Consider the following 16,331-nt stretch of genomic DNA (forward strand, 5'->3'; position numbering starts at 1 on the left):
GATGAACGAAACCAAGATTATTCTTCATGCTGGCGCTCAAAAAACCGGATCCACGAGCCTTCAGCGCTGGTTTTACGCCAACGAGCCCTTGTTGAACGGCTATGGGATCACCTGTCCGAAACGGTTGATTTCTGAAGGGCAGGTCGATCCCGTCCACACGCTCCTGTCGCGGTCCAACATGAAGGCGGCGGACTCGCGGCTCGCAGGTGAATTCCGGCAGCGGATTGCCGCCCTCCAAAAGGAAAGCGGACACGCAACGATCCTGCTCTCGCACGAAACGGCTTTCGGCATGCCCTTCGAGCTCGGAACAACCCGGTTTTACGAGCGTGCACCCAAACGCATGGAAGCGGTTCGGGCCTGGATGCCGCCGGATATCGCCGAGTGCCGGGTTGTCTTCTTCGTGCGCAATTACGCGGAGTTTCTGAGGTCGTCTTATGTTCAATGGATAAGACAAGGGCAAACGGACACATTCGAGGACTTTGCGAGCGCCAGTTTTACCGACACGATGGACTGGCGGCCGCTCGTCTCCAAACTGACTTCAGTCTTCGGAGAGAAGAACGTTCAGATCGTCGATTACGGCGCTTTTTTTGAAGACCCTTCCAGATCTTTGAGTGATGTTTTCTTTCGCGGTGCCATTCCAGCCGGGGAGTGCCTCGGGATCGCTAAAATTGCGGTCAACCGGTCTCCGCCGATGGGCGCGGTGTCGCTTGCTCGGCGTTGCAATGCCGCCTTGGCGCGCAGATCGCAGATGAACAAGCGGGACATTGGCAGATTGACATCGGCTTATGTCATGCGGCCGTTTGAAAAACTGCTGCGTGTCGGTTTCGGCGCATCGGGTCACGGGCGCATCCTGGAGGCCCTTGATCAAAGGTATCAGGATCACAAACCGCAGATCCTGAATGCGTGTGACAGTCCGGTCAAAAGAACCGGAGATCCAGCCGTCCCGGCAGACGCCCGTTAGATCAGTCCAAAGCTGGTCGATTGTGGACTGATTGAACCTCATTGGGTGCTTCTAACAATGCGCCCGATGCTCTGGGCCTCTGGCATGATACCTCAAATCGAAAAGACGCACGGCAGCCTTGGTGCCGTGCGTTTTAGGGTCACAAAGCGCAGTCTGATCAGTAGGCTTCAGGGCTGCTTCTGACCACGTTGAGGTGACGTTGGTGCGAGCCCCTCTTGGAGCTCAATTCCGGTTGTAGCGTTTGAGTGCTGGGCCGGTGACAATCATCGTGGTCGGCTCTTCGTCCTGGACCGATTGCGGCAGGGGCGAGCTTTGGACGCACTGGGTACAGCCGCAGGCCGAATAGGCAGGCCAGGCGGGCGGCGCTTCGTTGGTCCAGGAGCCCACCCAGCCGCCGGCGTTCTGGCAGAGCGGGGTACAGATGGACGGCGCTTCAGAATTGCTGCCCGGAAACGAGGTGCTTTCCAGATCACAATGCCCGGAAAACGCTCCCAGGACGGCCGTTTGCACCGAGCCGCCAAAGCTGTGAAAGGCTGTCCGGTCGGTCGTCGGCATGCTCACAAGAAGTGTGGTCTTGTCATTGAGAATTTCCGACATTTGCGCATAAAGCGGATCTTGACCCGCCAGTGTGTTCAAGACGCTGGTTCTGGCGGGAAACAGATAGGATAACTCCTGCCCGGCTGGTGCAATCGCGTTTTGCAACGTGGCCTGCTCGGTCATGATATTGGCCAGCACGAACGGCAGCGTGCCGGAATTGGCAAGATAGGGGGATTGGCTGTTCACGCCGGCAACATCTGCGTAAAACATGTTGGGAGAAGACGTGTCATCCGTCCAGGGAAAGGCCCGCAGACGCAGGTTCTGGCGTGTGGCATCCGACATTTGCGACATGCTTTCGGAAAAGCCGATGGAAGTGCGGCCATAGCCTTCACTGAAGTATCCGGCCCGCACATATTGATCCTCCACCCCGGCGAGCGGCGGGACGGCTCCGGTGAGCGCATTGTAATAGCTTGCGGTTTCCGCAATTCCGGCAAGAGACTGAATGATCGATGGATCAAGCTGCGACATGGACGGCCAGTTGCCGGTATCAAGATAGCCTTTCACCATATAGTTGACGCCGATTGTGGTTTTCCCCGCCATGTTCATCATGGCGCCGGACATGCCCCAGGGAACCGGGCTGATATAGATGCCCGCGGAATTGACGCTCTCAAACGCGGAGAGGGTTGTCACAGCTTCCATGCCAGCATCACCGGCCCGGTAGAACATGATGTTCGTGCAGCCCAGCATGGGGAGGGCGTACATGTCGTTGTTCTGCAACTTCAATGCCGTTTGCGCATAGGGAACGAAGTCGGCCTGATCCGTAATCTGGCTGGCGGGGATCTCGACCGTTTTTGTCTTCCAGTATTCCAGATACATGGCGTCATAAACGAACACATCGATTGGCGTCTGCGTTCCGCTGCCATTTGTGTAGACGGGATTTGAATCGTATCCGCCGTCCCAAACATTTTCATCCGCAATCAGATAAAGCTTTTCGGTTTGGCCCGATGCTTCCCAGGCCGAGCATATGGCAGACGTAAAGGTGCTCATGTCCGGAACGTAGGGATAGACCGCTGCAGAGAGGCACGTCTCGCCATCCGTGCAGATCGTATCGCACGATTGTGCCGATGCCGGCGCTGTCATGGCCGCGCCCAGCAACAAGACAGCTTTCGATAAGAAGAGTTCTTTCCATAGCACTTTCATGGCTTGCCCCCTGGCCATTGCGTTTTGGTGGCTCGTGAAAATAACGCAAGGTCAAGCAGTATGTGCCGGATGAAAGTGGATATGCAACTATAAAGGTAATATATTTATTATTACACGATTTTAGTGTGTTGCGTGGCTTGGGCCGGAGCGGTCACCGTGCTGGAGGCATGGCTTGTCACTTGATGCAAAAAACCGCGGCGCAATGCACCGCGGCTTCCAAAAAGTCCCTGGCTGAGGCCTGAGCCGTTTTATTCCGCTTCGTCGGCGGAAGCTGCGTTCAGGAGGCCGTAGCGTTCTTCGCCAATGCGTTCCAGAAGCTCGAGCTGGGTTTCCAGAAAGTCGATATGACCTTCCTCGTCCTTCAGCAGTTCCTCGAAAATCGCCATCGAGACGTAATCGCCTTCCTCACGGCAGATCTCACGGGATTTGGAATAGGAGGTCCGGGCATCATATTCGCCGGCCAAATCGCACTCGAGCACTTCCTTCACATTCTGGCCGATCCGGAGCGGGGCGACCTTCTGCATATTCGGGTGGCCTTCGAGGAAAATGATCCGGTCGGTAATCTTGTCGGCGTGATGCATCTCTTCGATGGATTCTTCACGCTCCTTCTTGGCAAGTTTCGCAAAGCCCCAATCAGCGAGCAAACGGTAGTGCAGCCAATATTGGTTGATCGCGCCCAGTTCCAGAAACAGGGCTTCGTTCAAACGCTCAATAACTTTTTCATTGCCCTTCATGGCATCAGCTCCTCAAAAACGGATCTTAATTGTTTAGAATAATTCTAGGGTAGGTGTCTAGGGTGTGGGATCGAAAATCGTCTCAATCGTGACGCAACCGCAAATCCTTGCACGTCACCTTTATGCTGTTTGATATGTGACTGCATCTGATTGCCGGACGCAAGGTCCATTGGCAATCCAGCAAAAAAACGCGGCCCGATATGGGCCGCGCTCTTGGTCAGCGGATTGCTGAGGCCATCAAGGACCGGTTATTCTGCCGGCGGCAGGATCACGGCATCGATGACGTGGATCACGCCGTTAGAGGCTTTGATGTCGGCGGTGACCACATTCGCTGAATTGATCTTCACGCCGTCTGTTGCGTTCACGTTGATGGTGTTGCCTTCAACCGTTTCCACATCCAGGGTTTTGCCTGCAATGTCAGTGGACATGACGGCGCCCGGAATGACGTGGTAGGTGAGGATCGCCACCAGCTGATCTTTGTTTTCCGGCTTCAGGAGGTTGTCCACGGTGCCGGCCGGCAGGGCTGCGAAGGCCTCATCGGTCGGGGCGAAAACAGTAAACGGCCCGTCGCCTTTCAGGGTGTCTACGAGATCAGCGGCCTGTACGGCTGCGACAAGCGTTGTGAAGGAACCGGCGCCGACGGCCGTGTCGACGATGTCCTTCTCACCGGCCTTGGCGGCTGTGAGCGGTACAATCAGGGCGAATGCAAGGATGATCTTTTGGATGAACTTCATGGAGACACTCCCATAGTTGGTGCACAGGCAAGGGCGAGGGTTTTCGGAAAACGCGTTTTCCGAACGAAATCAAATCGTTGAGTGCCTGTACTGGGAAAGCTTACGGGGACGTTTGGAAACTGGATCGGGAAAAAGTGCCGCTGTATCTTAACGCAGCGCCCGGTGATCCAATCAAGGTTCCGCCACAATCGAGCTTCGGGTTTTTCTGACAATAAACCCGCTGATTTAGTCGAGCGCGGCTGCCAGCACCTTGCGCATCACGGTTGGCAAGGCTTCTGAATTGAGGTCGTCAACAGGGCACCACCAGCCGTCATTGGCCTCAATACCGGCAGCGGAAATGTCCGCCCGGTAAACGGTCAGCCGCAAATGGAAATGAGTGAATGTGTGTTTGACGACCGTCATGCGCTTGGTCCAAGGGCCCGCAAAGGGCGCTTGTCCTGACGGGTCATCCGTTTGCCCCGTCTCTCGCCAATCGGTTCCGGGCACTTCGGTCATGCCGCCCAGCAGGCCCTTGGGCGGACGGCGGCGCAGGTAAATCGACCCGGTCTTTGCATCCCGGGCTACAAAGGCTGCACCAAACCTGACGGGTTTTTCTTTTTTGGGCGCCTTGCGCGGCAAGGTTTCGGCAAGGCCCTCATTGCGCGCCCGGCACTCTTGCGTCCACGGACAAATGGCGCAGGCAGGCCGCTTCGGCGTGCAAATCGTGGCCCCCAAATCCATCACGGCCTGGGCAAAATCTCCGGGCCGGTCCGATGGTGTGAGCGTGCCCATCAGCGCCTTGATTTCCGGCTTCGCATCGGGCAGAGGGGTTTCGATCAGGCCAAGGCGCGACAGCACCCGTTCCACGTTTCCATCAACGACGGCGGCGTGGCGGTCGAAGGCAATGGCGGCAATGGCCGCGGCCGTATAGGGACCGATCCCTGGCAGCTTCAAAAGCGCGTCTTCGGTGTCCGGGAAATGGCCGCCATGGTCCCGCGCAACGGTATCGGCGCATTTCTTCAGGTTCCGTGCCCTCGAATAGTATCCAAGACCTGCCCAGGCCTTCATCACGTCTTCTTGCCGAGCTGCCGCCAAATCCATGACCGTCGGCCAGGTGCCGGTGAACTTGATGAAATAGTCTTTCACGGCCGCAACGGTTGTTTGTTGCAGCATCACTTCGGACAGCCAGATCCGGTAAGGGTCCGGGATTTCACCAAGGCGCCGGTCTTCGGGGCTGACGCGCCAGGGCAGGGCCCGCGCATGACGGTCATACCAGTCGAGCAGCGATTTGGTTGTCAGCGAATTGGTCTCGGTCACGGAAAGCCACGTTTAGAATTCAGTGTGGTGGAATTGAAATTCGTCTCACAGTTGAGGCGGCGCCCAGAACGAATTTCAATTCCTTAAACCACACTAGGGCCGTAAATTTGCTCGTCACCTTTTTGGATCTGAAGTTCGTTCGTAGCGTGCCCGGACATGATCCGAACTTCAGATCCGGGTGACGAGAACAAGCCGCTGGATAGGCTGGGGACAACTTGGGAACAAGGGATGACGTCAAAGGGCGGCTGCAAGTATTCGTCTTCGTTTCGTCGTAATCTACTGGAACAACATTAGCGCAGACTTCAGGTTTGTGCTGTCCCGTCAGTCAACACTACGTTTTGTCAGGAGGTACGCCATCCGCGCGGCAAAGGCAAATTCCGGGACGCCTCCCAAGGGGGTGAAACCGCTTGGCGATCTTGTCGGCAAGGCCATGACACCTGCCTGCCGGAAACGTGGATTTGCGTCTGTCGATATCATTGCGTCATGGGCCGATATTGTCGGTGAGCGCTATGGCAGCCGGGTGCAGCCCGACCGTCTTGTCTGGCCGCGCCGCCCGGACCGGACCGACCCGGATATGCCGCCGGATCCGGCGACCCTTGTGGTTCACACAGATGGGGCAACAGCCTTGATGCTCTCCCATGACAGCCAGCAAGTGATTGAGCGCATCAACACATTTTATGGCTGGGCGGCCATTGGCCGGATCAAGATCCAGCAAAAACCCGTCCAAAAGCGGCCACCATCCACCCGCAAAAGCCTGAGAGCGCTGACCGATAGTGAAGAAGAGCGGCTTGATGGCCAATTGGCCGGACTTGAAAACAGCCGCCTGCGGGACGCCTTGAAGAAACTCGGTGCCCAGGTGATTGCCAAGAATGCGGGCAAGGACGCGGCCTGACGCGCGCTGTTGGCCCGTATCTTAGCCCGGTTTTTTCGCCGGTCACATGTATGTGAAATCTTGCTCTTTTCTGTCCTCGCTGCTGCCATATTTGCCAAGTTGTGTTGACGGCGGGTGTGCGAAGTTGCACATCACAGTCGAAACAGGCCCGGAGAAGGGCCACGCAGTGAAGATGGTATTAGGACGATCCACGTGACCCAGACCCGCAGACAGTTTTTGAAAACAACCGCCCTTGTCACAGCTTTTGCCAGCGTGTCATCGGTTCTGCCTGCTCATGCGCAAGACGTCGATTTGGACGATCTCCTGAAACCGGGTCCGCTCGGCGACAAGGTTCTTGGAGATGAGAATGCTCCGGTCACGATCGTGGAATATGCGTCCATGACCTGTGGGCACTGTGCAAATTTCCACATACGCACATGGCCGACAATCAAGAAGGACTACATTGAAACCGGCAAGGTTCGCTTCATCTTCCGCGAGTTCCCGCTGGATCCGGTTGCCGCTGCCGCCTTCATGCTGGCGCGCTGCGCACCTCAGGACAAATACTTTGAGGTTGTGGACATCATGTTCGAAGAGCAGCGGTCCTGGGCCTTCACGGACAATCCGTACCAATCGCTGCTCGACTTTTCCAAACAGATCGGATTTACACAGGAGTCCTTCGAGGAATGCTTGACGGATCAGGGTTTGCTTGATGCTGTAAACGCGGTGAAGGACCGTGGGGCGAACGAGTTCGGGGTGAGCTCGACACCGACATTCTTCATCAACGGCGAAAGGCACCCGGGGGCGCTGTCGATTGAGCAAATGGGCGAGATCATCGAGAAAAATCTCTGATCCTGCGGCAAAGCTGCGGGCCGCTGGCCCCTGCTCATCTGAGAACATGACACAACCGGCGCCCGGCCCAGGAAGGCTTGGGCGCCTATGAAGTTTTCCAAACTCCGCATTGCCGGCTTCAAGTCCTTCGTCGAACCGATGGAATTCATCATCGGCGACGGCCTGACGGGCGTCGTCGGCCCCAATGGGTGCGGCAAGTCCAATCTTGTCGAAGCCCTGCGCTGGGTGATGGGAGAAAATTCCTACAAAAACATGCGTGCGTCCGGAATGGACGACGTGATTTTCTCCGGAAGTCTCAACCGGCCCGCCCGCAACACGGCGGAGGTCATGCTTTTCCTGGAAAACAATGACCACACGGCCCCGGCCGCCTTCAACGATGCCGAAACGCTCGAGGTCAGCCGGCGGATCGAGCGGGAACAGGGCTCCAACTACAAGATCAATGCCAAGGATGTCCGGGCCCGCGACGTACAGCTTCTCTTTGCCGATGCCTCCACGGGCGCGCGCTCGCCTGCCATGGTGCGGCAGGGGCAGATCGGGGAGCTGATCGCGGCCAAACCCACCTCCCGCCGCCAGATCCTTGAAGAAGCGGCCGGCATTTCCGGGCTTCATTCGCGCCGACATGAGGCCGAGATCAGACTGCGCGCGGCGGAACAGAATCTGGAACGGCTGGAAGACGTGCTCGTTCAGATCGATGGCCAGCTCGACAATCTGAAGCGCCAGTCGCGCCAGGCGACCCGCTACCGCAATCTCTCTTCGGAGATCAGGTCGGCGGAGGCCGCGATCCTTTACATCCGCTGGACGGAAGCAAAAGAGGCGCTGGGCGCAGCCGAAACCCAGTTCGCCGAGGCTCAAAGACAAGTCAACGAGGCCACCGGCCTGCAGGCAGAAACCGCCCGCATTCAGGCAATAGCGGCCCACAAACTGCCCGAACTGCGGAATGAGGCCGTTGAGGCGGCGGCAGCCCTCCAGCGGCTTGTCATTGCCCGCAATGAGCTCGACGCCGAAGAGCGCCGCGTGAAAGAGCGGTTGCAGGATCTGGAGCGCAGGCTGGTGCAGCTTGCCGAAGACATTCGCCGTGAACAGGCCATGGTGTCCGAAAATGACGAGTTGCTGGAGCGTCTTGCCGGGGAGCGGTCCGAGCTTCTGGAAGAAAACGAGATGGTCCTGGAACGGACCGGGGCAGCGCGGGAAACCGTGGCCCAGGCTGCTGAAGCCGTCGAAAATCTTGAGTGGGACTTGTCCGATCTGACAGCGGTTCAGGCCCGCGCGCAGGCAGAGCGCCAGCAATTGGAGCGCGCGGTTACCGACAGCCGCCAGCGGGCGGACAGGTTGACCCAGCAGGCGCGGGAGGCCCTGACCGCTCTTTCAAACATCTCCGCGGAGATGGACGCTCAAGACGGCATATCCGATAACCGCGACGCTTTGGAAATCGCGCAGGAAGCGCTGGCTGAAATGGAGGCCGCCGTCGAGGAGGCGGAAGCTGCCACGCAGGCTGCGCGCGAGCGGGAACAGGCAGCCAGAAGCCCTTTGAGCCAAGCGCAAGGAACGCTTCAGGGGCTTGAGACCGAGGCACGCACGCTGCAGCAAGTCCTGAACGTGCATTCCGATGACGATCACACACCCGTGGTCGAGCAGGTCAAGGTCCAGTCCGGCTTTGAAACCGCCCTTGGCGTTGCCCTTGGTGAAGACCTTGAGGCGTCGTTGGAAGAGACCGCGGCCGTGCGGTGGGGAACGCGATTGAACCGGGACGGCGATGCCGGGCTCCCGTCCGGCGCAAGACCTCTGAAGGAAGTCGTGGACGCCCCGGAGGAGCTGGCGCGCCGGCTCGCCCAGATTGGCATTGTCACGCAGGCAGCTGGTCCGTCCTTGCGCGGGCAGCTCAAGCCCGGCCAATGCCTTGTTTCCGTAGAGGGGGATCTCTGGCGCTGGGACGGTCTTGTCATTGCCGCCAATGCGCCGACACCGGCCGCGCAGCGCCTGGCCCAGAAAAACCGGCTCGCCGAGCTTGATGACGAGATTGAGACCGCGCGGCAAATGCTGGCCGATAAGGCAAAGGATCTTGAAGAGGCCGCCGCCGCCGTCCGCCGGTCGAGTGAATTTGAGCAGACAACGCGCGCCAAAGTGCGCGAAGCCCAAAGAGAGGTTGCGGCCGCGCGCGAAAAGCTTGCGGCCAGCGAACGGGCCGTATCCCAGCTGGCAGCGCGCAAGGAAGCAGCGGTGGAGCGCTCGCAGCGTCTGGAGGAAGACGCGCAAATAGCCCGCGAAGCCCTGGTCGAAGCTCTTGAAATGCTGGAGGCAGCCCCTGAAAGCATCACCTATCAGGATCAAATCTCAGACCTTCAGGCCAAGGTGGCCGGAGCCCGCGCGGCGCTCGCCGAGGCCAAGGCCGTGGCTGAAGGGCTGAACCGCGAACAGCAGATGCGCGACCGGCGTCTCGAAGCAATCGCGCGCGAATATGACAGCTGGAAAACCCGTGCCGCCAATGCGGGCCAGCAAATTGCGGTCTTGAGCGAACGGCGGGAAGAGGCGGAGGACGAACGGGCCGAACTCATTGAAGCGCCGGAAGACATTGAGCTGAAACGCCGGGACCTTTTCTCCGCCATTTCCAAGGCGGAGGAAGACAAGAAAGCCAAGGACGACCGCCTGGCCCAGGCCGAACGCGATCAGGCCGAGGTCGACCGGGCCGCCAGAGCGTCCATGGAGGCGATGGCTGGGGCCCGCGAAGAAAAAATCCGTGCCGAGGAACGCCTGGAAGCGGCGAGAAGCCGCAGGCAGGACCTTGAGCGGCGCATCGCCGAGGATCTGGATGTGGCCGTGACAGCGCTTCCCGAAATGGCCGGGCTGAAAGAGGGAGCACCCCTGCCGGATCCAGCGGCCATGGAAAAGAAGCTTGACCGTCTCAAGGCCGAGCGCGAACGGCTTGGGGGCGTTAACCTGCGCGCCGAAGAAGAACTGCGTGAAATCGATGAACAAAAGACGACGCTGACATCGGAACGCGATGATCTGATCGAGGCGATTCGCCGCCTGCGTGGCGGGATCTCCAATTTGAACCGGGAAGCACGCGAACGTCTTCTGACCTCTTTTGAAATCGTCAACGGCCACTTCCAGCGGCTGTTCACCCACCTGTTTGGCGGTGGCACAGCCGAATTGCAGCTGGTTGATTCCGATGATCCGCTGGATGCCGGCCTGGAGATCATCGCAAGACCTCCTGGCAAAAAGCCGCAGACCATGACGCTTTTGTCCGGCGGCGAGCAGGCCCTGACCGCCATGTCACTGATCTTTGCGGTGTTCTTGACGAATCCCGCGCCGATCTGCGTTCTCGACGAGGTCGATGCGCCGCTGGATGATGCCAATGTGGAGCGGTACTGCGATCTTTTGGACGAAATGTGCCGGAACACCGACACCCGTTTCGTCGTCATCACGCACAATCCGATCACCATGGCCCGCATGAACCGGCTTTTCGGTGTGACGATGGCCGAGCGCGGCGTTTCACAGCTGGTTTCGGTGGATCTGGAGACCGCGGAAAGATTCCGCGAAGCCGGTTAAGCGGCCCCAGAATAATCGACAGTGCGGTTTTTCCCGTAGGACTATGGTGGGTGAAAATCGGTTATAGCTCTAAATACTTATATTTTTCATGCATTTAAGCCTTTCCCGAGTGTTCTTGACAGGCTAGGGGCCCCCGACTATGGTGCGCGCGGCTTCAGGGGGTGTCCAAGGGCTGGGTTTGGAATGTTGCACTGCGGGGGACTGAGATGATTGGCTCTTCGCAAAATGGCGGCATACCGGATCCGGATCGGGACCTTTCGGAGGCGGAACTGTCGGAACGGCGGAACCGGCTGAACCAACGGCTTGAGGGGCAGCGCGCGGCGGAAGAGGCCGAGCGGAAATCCCAGAAAAGCGATACATCGGGCTATGCCCAGGCGATGAAACTCTCCTCCGAGTTCATTTCCGGGATTGTGGTTGGGTGCGGGATCGGCTGGCTCATCGACCAATGGCTGGGGACAATGCCTTTCGGGTTGATTGTCTTTTTGCTAATTGGCTTTGCGGCGGGCGTGTTGAACGTGCTAAGGGCTTCGGGCGAAATCGCCCACCCGGAAACGCGGATGAAACGCGGCAAGCCGGAAGACGACGGCGACAACAAGTAAATCGCGTGGTTCACGCGTCCAAGATTGATTTGAGCGAAGAAGGCTGACCGGTGGCGAACGATCCGATCTCGCAGTTCAAGATCCAGACCCTGTTTCCGATTGAAGTCGGTGGAATGGATTTCTCTTTCACCAACTCTTCGTTGTTCATGGTTGCGACCGTAGCAGCAGCATCCGCTTTCCTGATCTTCTCCACATCCGGACGCGGCCTTGTGCCGGGCCGTGTGCAGTCGGTTTCGGAACTGGCCTATGAGTTTGTCGCGGGCATGCTGCGAAGTTCGGCGGGAACTGAAGGCATGCGGTTCTTCCCGCTTGTGTTCTCGCTCTTCATGTTCGTTCTGGTCGCCAACCTGTTTGGCATGTTCCCATATTTCTTTACGGTAACCAGCCATATCATCGTGACCTTCTGTCTCGCGATGCTCGTCTTCCTGACGGTTACCATCTACGGCTTGATGCGCCATGGTACGAAGTTCTTCCACCTGTTCGCGCCTGCCGGGGTTCCGCCCGTCCTTCTGTTGATCGTTGCACCGATCGAGGTTGTTTCCTTCCTCTCGCGTCCGATCAGCCTGTCCGTCCGTCTCTTTGCAAACATGCTGGCGGGCCACATCACACTTAAAGTTTTCGCCGGATTTATCGTGACGATGGGTGCCGCTGGCGGCATCGGCGTTGCCGGCGCAATTCTTCCGCTCGGCATGACGGTGGCGATCACCGCGCTGGAGTTCCTCGTTGCCTTCCTGCAGGCCTATGTCTTCACGGTCCTGACCTGCATGTATCTCAACGACGCCCTTCACCCGTCACACTAAGCGACCCCTTTCATGCGGCGGCCACATGGCCGCTGCCTGATGAAATCTGAAATCTGCAAAACACTACTTAGGAGCACGTGTCATGGAAGCAGAAGCAGCAAAATACATCGGCGCTGGTATCGCATGCCTCGGCATGGGTGGTGCAGCGATCGCACTCGGCACCATCTTCGGTAACTACCTGAACGGCGCTCTGCGCAACCCGACAGCAGCTGACGGTCAGTTCGGCCGCCTGGTCTTCGGCTTCGCCGTGACCGAGGCTCTGGGCATCTTCTCCCTGCTGATCGCTCTTCTTCTGCTCTTCGCTGTCTAATCCTCTAAGACCCTTTAGAGAATTCTAGACACGTTCCGGGGGCGGCGGGTTCGCCGCCCAACCGGATTTTGGAGAGTGGACATGGCAGGCAACGCCGAACACAACACCGAACTCGGAATTCCCGCCGAAGAACACGGCGCCGGTTTCCCGCCGTTCGATGCAACGACCTATTCTTCACAGATCCTGTGGCTGGCGATCACGTTCGGCTTTTTCTATTGGATTATGAAGAATGTGGCCGTGCCGCGGATTGCCGGTATCCTGGAAGACCGGAAGGACCGCATTGCCGGTGACTTGTCCGAGGCGAACCGCCTCAAGGACGAGACCGATGCGGCAATTGCGGCTTATGAGCAGGCATTGGCCGAAGCCCGTAACAAGGCCCACGGCATTGCCAGCGAAACCCGTGCCAAGCTGAAAGCCGATCAGGAAGCGCGCCGCGAAAAAGCGGAAGCGGACATTGCTGACAAGCTGAAGGCAGCCGAGGCGCATATTTCCGGGATCAAGACAGAAGCCCTGTCCCAGATTGGCGACATTGCCGGAGACACAACATCGGCGCTCGTTGAGCAGCTGATGGGTAAAGCTCCGACAAAGACCGATCTGACCAAGGCGCTCAAGTCGGCGATGGACTGAGGAGACCATTATGGATGCTAGTTTTTGGGCCCTGGTCGGTCTCATTCTGTTCTTTGCCCTGATTGCCTACCTCAAGGTTCCGGGCATGATCACCGGCGCTCTCGACAAGCGTGCGGACGACATCAAGAAGGAACTGGAAGAAGCGCGCAAAATGCGTGAGGAAGCCCAGGAACTTCTGTCTGGATATCAGCGCAAGCGTCATGAAGCTGAAAGCGAAGCCGAAGCCATCGTGGCCGAAGCAAATGCGGAAGCCGAACGTTTGACCGTTGAAACCAATGAGGCCCTTGAAGAGATGATCGCGCGCCGGTCGAAGGCTGCGGAAGACAAGATTGCCCAGGCCGAAAGCCAGGCAATCGCGGAAGTCCGCGCGAAAGCCGCCGACATTGCCGCGACCGCCGCGGAGCATATCCTGACGGCGAAGGTCAAGGACAAGGTTGCTGACGATATTCTGGCAAAGAGCATCGATCAGGTAAAAGCCAAACTCAACTGAGCCGGCTCTTACAATTTATCCCTTTAAAGCGGCCTTTGCGGGCCGCTTTTTTGTTTTTCCATCACGACAAGCGGTGTCCGGCCGTTCTCCATGCTTTCCCCGGTGATCTTATAGCCAAGACTTTCGTAAAGCCGGATGTTGGCTGTGCTGAGCTTGCCGGTAACAAGCCGGAAGGATCCCGCAGAGCCCCCTTCGGCTTCCGCAGCCTGAAAAAGCTTTCGGCCAATCCCGCGCCCCTGATACTCGGGTGCCACGAAAAGCCGGCCGATATGGCAGACGCCGTCCTGAACCCGCAGCCGGACCGCCCCGACAATGGCATCCTTGTCCCGGGCGATCAGAGCCGTGTGGGAACCAAAAGCGGCTTCCAGGTCCGGAAGCGTTTCGACCATCGGCGCGATCTGTAGATCTCCATTCCGTTCCGCTTCCTTTCGGAAAGCCCGTTTTTGCAAGCGAAGAAGCTGATCTGCTTCCCCCACACCCGCCAAATCGATCTCTATCGTCAAAGCGCTAATCCATTGAATTTTTATCCAGTTAACCGGGTTGAGATTTACCGCGCAACCTGTCCCGGGATTAGGGCTTCGCTCTCCCGATTGTGACCTCAAAAATTGCTGAACCGTCGTGATTCGCAGCCAGCCGCCTCCCAAGACATCATGCGATCAAGGCGGCGGCTTAGCGATGGAAGTGCATTTCCCGGCCTGCCGCTTTTCGAACCGGGCCCGGCGAACAGTCCGGCCCCTTGCATCCGCGCAAACCGGCGAGGCGCTCCGATGACATCTGCTTTCCGCTTTTCCCCCTGGCTGGCACCCGCGGTGCTCCTGACGGGGCTGCTCCCGGTCTGGATCGCAGGCGCCCAGGCAAGCGGACCCGGGCCGCTGCCGGATTATGTCCTTGAGGAGTTTGGCGCACCGCCAGCCATCCCGGACGGGCCGCTCTCTGAGGATCTGGAACGTGCCGTGAAAATGGCATTGATCGATCCGGTGACCCAATCGGCCTGGGGCCGGGACCAGAGCATTGCACTCGCCGAAGTGGCAGGTTCAGAAGACCCGCGCCTTGTCTGGATCATCAGTGACTTGATGCGCTTTGCCACCGGCCCGCAGCTGAACGCTGCCTTGAGCGATGCGGCAGGCCAGCTTCTTGGAAAGAAAATACCGTCTCAAAACAGTTGGGGCATTGTCACCGACCATCTTATGGCTTGGGACATTCCCGCACCCCCCGGATATCTGGCGTCAAAGCGGGCGATCTTTACCAGCATCGTTCCCGGCTGGGACCGGATCTTCGTGGAAGGGGAGATTGACTGGCGCATGGTGTCCTGGGGCGGCGTTCTGATTGATGACCGTCCCTATGACCGCACGGATGATGCGTGCAATTGCATCCCGGCCGCGGACAATCCCGAGGTTTCGCGCGCGGAAGATGCCGATTGGCTGAAAGACAGCGACATTGTTTTCGGGATCGGCGTCAATGGTGAGTATAGGGCCTATCCAAGGCGCATCATGGAAGTGCGCGAAATGGTGAATGACACCCTTGGCGGACGGTCGCTCGGCATCCCCTACTGCACCTTGTGCGGGGCGGCGCAGGCCTACCTGACCGATGAGCTGCCTGAAGGAATTGAGCGGCCTGTTCTCAGGACGTCGGGCCTGCTGATCCGCTCCAACAAGGTGATGTATGACGTTAACACCTATTCCGTCTTCGACACCTTCCTGGGCAAGGCCGTGACCGGCCCGCTGGCGGAAAAGGGGCTGCAATTGCAGCAGGTAAGCGTGGTTACGACCGATTGGGGAACATGGAAAAAAGCGCATCCTGAGACGACGGTCCTTGTGGAAGCGCTGGCGCTTGGCCGCGATTTCGATTTCCGGAACGGGCGGGACGCCAACGGGCCGATTTTCCCCATCGGGGATGTCGACCCAAGGCTTGCCGTCCAGGAGGACATCATCGGCGTTGTGACATCTTCGGGCACTCCGGTTGCCTTCCAGCGCAGCAAAGCGCTTGCCGCACTCCTCAAGGGGGAGGACATTCAATTCGAAAATGTCCGCCTGATGCTTGACGGTGGCGGCATCAGAGCCGTTGGACCAGATGGCGCGGACCTTGGCAGCCATCAGGCCTTCTGGTTTGCCTGGTCCCAATTCTATCCGGGAACAGAACTCTGGCAGGGTTGAAGGCAGGGCCCGATTACGGAGCCTGCGCCGCCAGGCGGACGGGCTTGAAGCTCATCCGGTGGTGCGGTGTTGGGCCCAGCTTGCTCAGCGCGGCCTGATGGGCCGGTACTCCATAGCCCTTGTGCCGGGCAAAGCCGTAGCCCGGACAAGTCTCCTCCAGGGCCACCATCATCCGGTCCCGCAGGACCTTGGCGACAATGGACGCGGCCGCCACGCACAAACACCGTCCATCGCCCTTGATCAGCGCCTGACCCGGTTGCTTCAGGCCGGGCGGAACGTCCCGCCCGTCAACCAGAACGTACTCTGGTACCTTCGGCAGGCCCTTCACCGCCCGGACCATGGCCGACAATGTTGCGGAGCGGATGTTCATCCGGTCGATGGTGGCGGGAGATGCGCTTGCCGCGCACACGTGGTGATCCTTCACGATCTGCGCAAAAAGCGCGTCACGGCGGCTCTCCGTCAGCTTTTTGGAATCGTTCAGACCATTCGGGACCTTTGAATAATCAAGCATGACCGCGGCAGTAACAACAGGTCCCGCCCACGGCCCGCGCCCGGCCTCATCAACCCCGCAGATCAATCCGCCAAAGCCCTTGGCGTGTGTCCGTTCGACCTTTAGGTCCGGCG

The 16,331-nt window shown here is 58.7% G+C and carries 16 protein-coding genes; 10 read left to right on the top strand and 6 right to left on the bottom strand.

Annotation, left to right across the window (positions count from 1 at the left end):
• Position 1: 1 nt before the first annotated feature.
• Positions 2 to 961, top strand: coding sequence for a hypothetical protein (locus E1180_RS19850; RefSeq protein ID WP_155194032.1), 960 nt, complete (start codon positions 2 to 4; stop codon positions 959 to 961).
• Between the two features lie 222 nt (positions 962 to 1,183).
• Here the strand turns inward: E1180_RS19850 and bcmE are convergent, their stop codons facing one another.
• The 4 genes from bcmE to mutY all read right to left on the bottom strand — a co-directional run bounded on the left by bcmE (position 1,184) and on the right by mutY (position 5,462).
• A complete protein-coding gene (bcmE, locus tag E1180_RS19855) occupies positions 1,184 to 2,698 on the bottom strand; it encodes a thiamine pyridinylase (RefSeq protein ID WP_196220652.1) in 1,515 nt (504 codons plus the stop codon).
• Between the two features lie 248 nt (positions 2,699 to 2,946).
• Positions 2,947 to 3,432 (bottom strand): bacterioferritin, encoded by a 486-nt coding sequence (gene bfr / locus E1180_RS19860; protein ID WP_155194035.1) that lies wholly within the window; start codon positions 3,430 to 3,432, stop codon positions 2,947 to 2,949.
• Positions 3,433 to 3,680: 248 nt separating this feature from the next.
• On the bottom strand, positions 3,681 to 4,166 hold the full coding sequence (locus E1180_RS19865) for a fasciclin domain-containing protein (protein WP_155194037.1): 486 nt from the start codon (positions 4,164 to 4,166) through the stop codon (positions 3,681 to 3,683).
• A 225-nt stretch (positions 4,167 to 4,391) separates the two neighbouring features.
• Positions 4,392 to 5,462, bottom strand: coding sequence for an A/G-specific adenine glycosylase (gene mutY / locus E1180_RS19870; protein ID WP_283404517.1), 1,071 nt, complete (start codon positions 5,460 to 5,462; stop codon positions 4,392 to 4,394).
• Positions 5,463 to 5,859: 397 nt separating this feature from the next.
• Between mutY and E1180_RS19875 the strand changes: the two genes are divergently transcribed.
• From E1180_RS19875 to E1180_RS19910, 8 genes are all read left to right on the top strand, one after another.
• On the top strand, positions 5,860 to 6,354 hold the full coding sequence (locus E1180_RS19875) for a DUF721 domain-containing protein (protein WP_208997264.1): 495 nt from the start codon (positions 5,860 to 5,862) through the stop codon (positions 6,352 to 6,354).
• Positions 6,355 to 6,546: 192 nt separating this feature from the next.
• Positions 6,547 to 7,182, top strand: a complete 636-nt coding sequence (locus tag E1180_RS19880; protein WP_283404518.1) for a DsbA family protein — start codon at positions 6,547 to 6,549, stop codon at positions 7,180 to 7,182.
• Positions 7,183 to 7,269: 87 nt separating this feature from the next.
• Positions 7,270 to 10,728, top strand: coding sequence for a chromosome segregation protein SMC (smc, locus tag E1180_RS19885; protein ID WP_155194038.1), 3,459 nt, complete (start codon positions 7,270 to 7,272; stop codon positions 10,726 to 10,728).
• Positions 10,729 to 10,934: 206 nt separating this feature from the next.
• A complete protein-coding gene (locus tag E1180_RS19890) occupies positions 10,935 to 11,327 on the top strand; it encodes an AtpZ/AtpI family protein (RefSeq protein WP_155194040.1) in 393 nt (130 codons plus the stop codon).
• A 50-nt stretch (positions 11,328 to 11,377) separates the two neighbouring features.
• Positions 11,378 to 12,127 carry a F0F1 ATP synthase subunit A gene (locus E1180_RS19895; RefSeq protein ID WP_283404519.1) on the top strand — a complete coding sequence of 250 codons (750 nt, stop codon included), beginning with the start codon at positions 11,378 to 11,380 and terminating at the stop codon, positions 12,125 to 12,127.
• Between the two features lie 82 nt (positions 12,128 to 12,209).
• Entirely contained in the window at positions 12,210 to 12,437 is a 228-nt protein-coding gene (locus tag E1180_RS19900; protein WP_008191441.1) for a F0F1 ATP synthase subunit C, read from the top strand.
• Between the two features lie 81 nt (positions 12,438 to 12,518).
• Positions 12,519 to 13,064 (top strand): F0F1 ATP synthase subunit B, encoded by a 546-nt coding sequence (locus tag E1180_RS19905; protein ID WP_155194041.1) that lies wholly within the window; start codon positions 12,519 to 12,521, stop codon positions 13,062 to 13,064.
• A 10-nt stretch (positions 13,065 to 13,074) separates the two neighbouring features.
• The gene (locus tag E1180_RS19910; protein ID WP_155194043.1) at positions 13,075 to 13,554 is read left to right on the top strand and encodes a F0F1 ATP synthase subunit B family protein; all 480 of its coding nucleotides are present in this window, start codon (positions 13,075 to 13,077) and stop codon (positions 13,552 to 13,554) included.
• 23 nt (positions 13,555 to 13,577) lie between these two features.
• On the opposite strand, the gene E1180_RS19915 is transcribed toward E1180_RS19910, so the two are convergent.
• Positions 13,578 to 14,057, bottom strand: a complete 480-nt coding sequence (locus E1180_RS19915) for a GNAT family N-acetyltransferase (RefSeq protein ID WP_155194045.1) — start codon at positions 14,055 to 14,057, stop codon at positions 13,578 to 13,580.
• Between the two features lie 264 nt (positions 14,058 to 14,321).
• Here E1180_RS19915 and E1180_RS19920 point away from each other — a divergent pair, with 264 nt between their 5' ends.
• Complete coding sequence (locus E1180_RS19920; protein ID WP_155194046.1) at positions 14,322 to 15,707, top strand: DUF3179 domain-containing (seleno)protein; 1,386 nt, start codon at positions 14,322 to 14,324, stop codon at positions 15,705 to 15,707.
• Between the two features lie 13 nt (positions 15,708 to 15,720).
• On the opposite strand, the gene E1180_RS19925 is transcribed toward E1180_RS19920, so the two are convergent.
• Positions 15,721 to 16,331: ribonuclease HII (locus E1180_RS19925; RefSeq protein ID WP_155194126.1), on the bottom strand; the 611-nt coding region annotated here is incomplete at its 5' end.

The sequence above is a fragment of the Roseibium denhamense genome (genome assembly GCF_009711415.1).
Classification (GTDB): Bacteria; Pseudomonadota; Alphaproteobacteria; order Rhizobiales; family Stappiaceae; genus Roseibium; species Roseibium denhamense.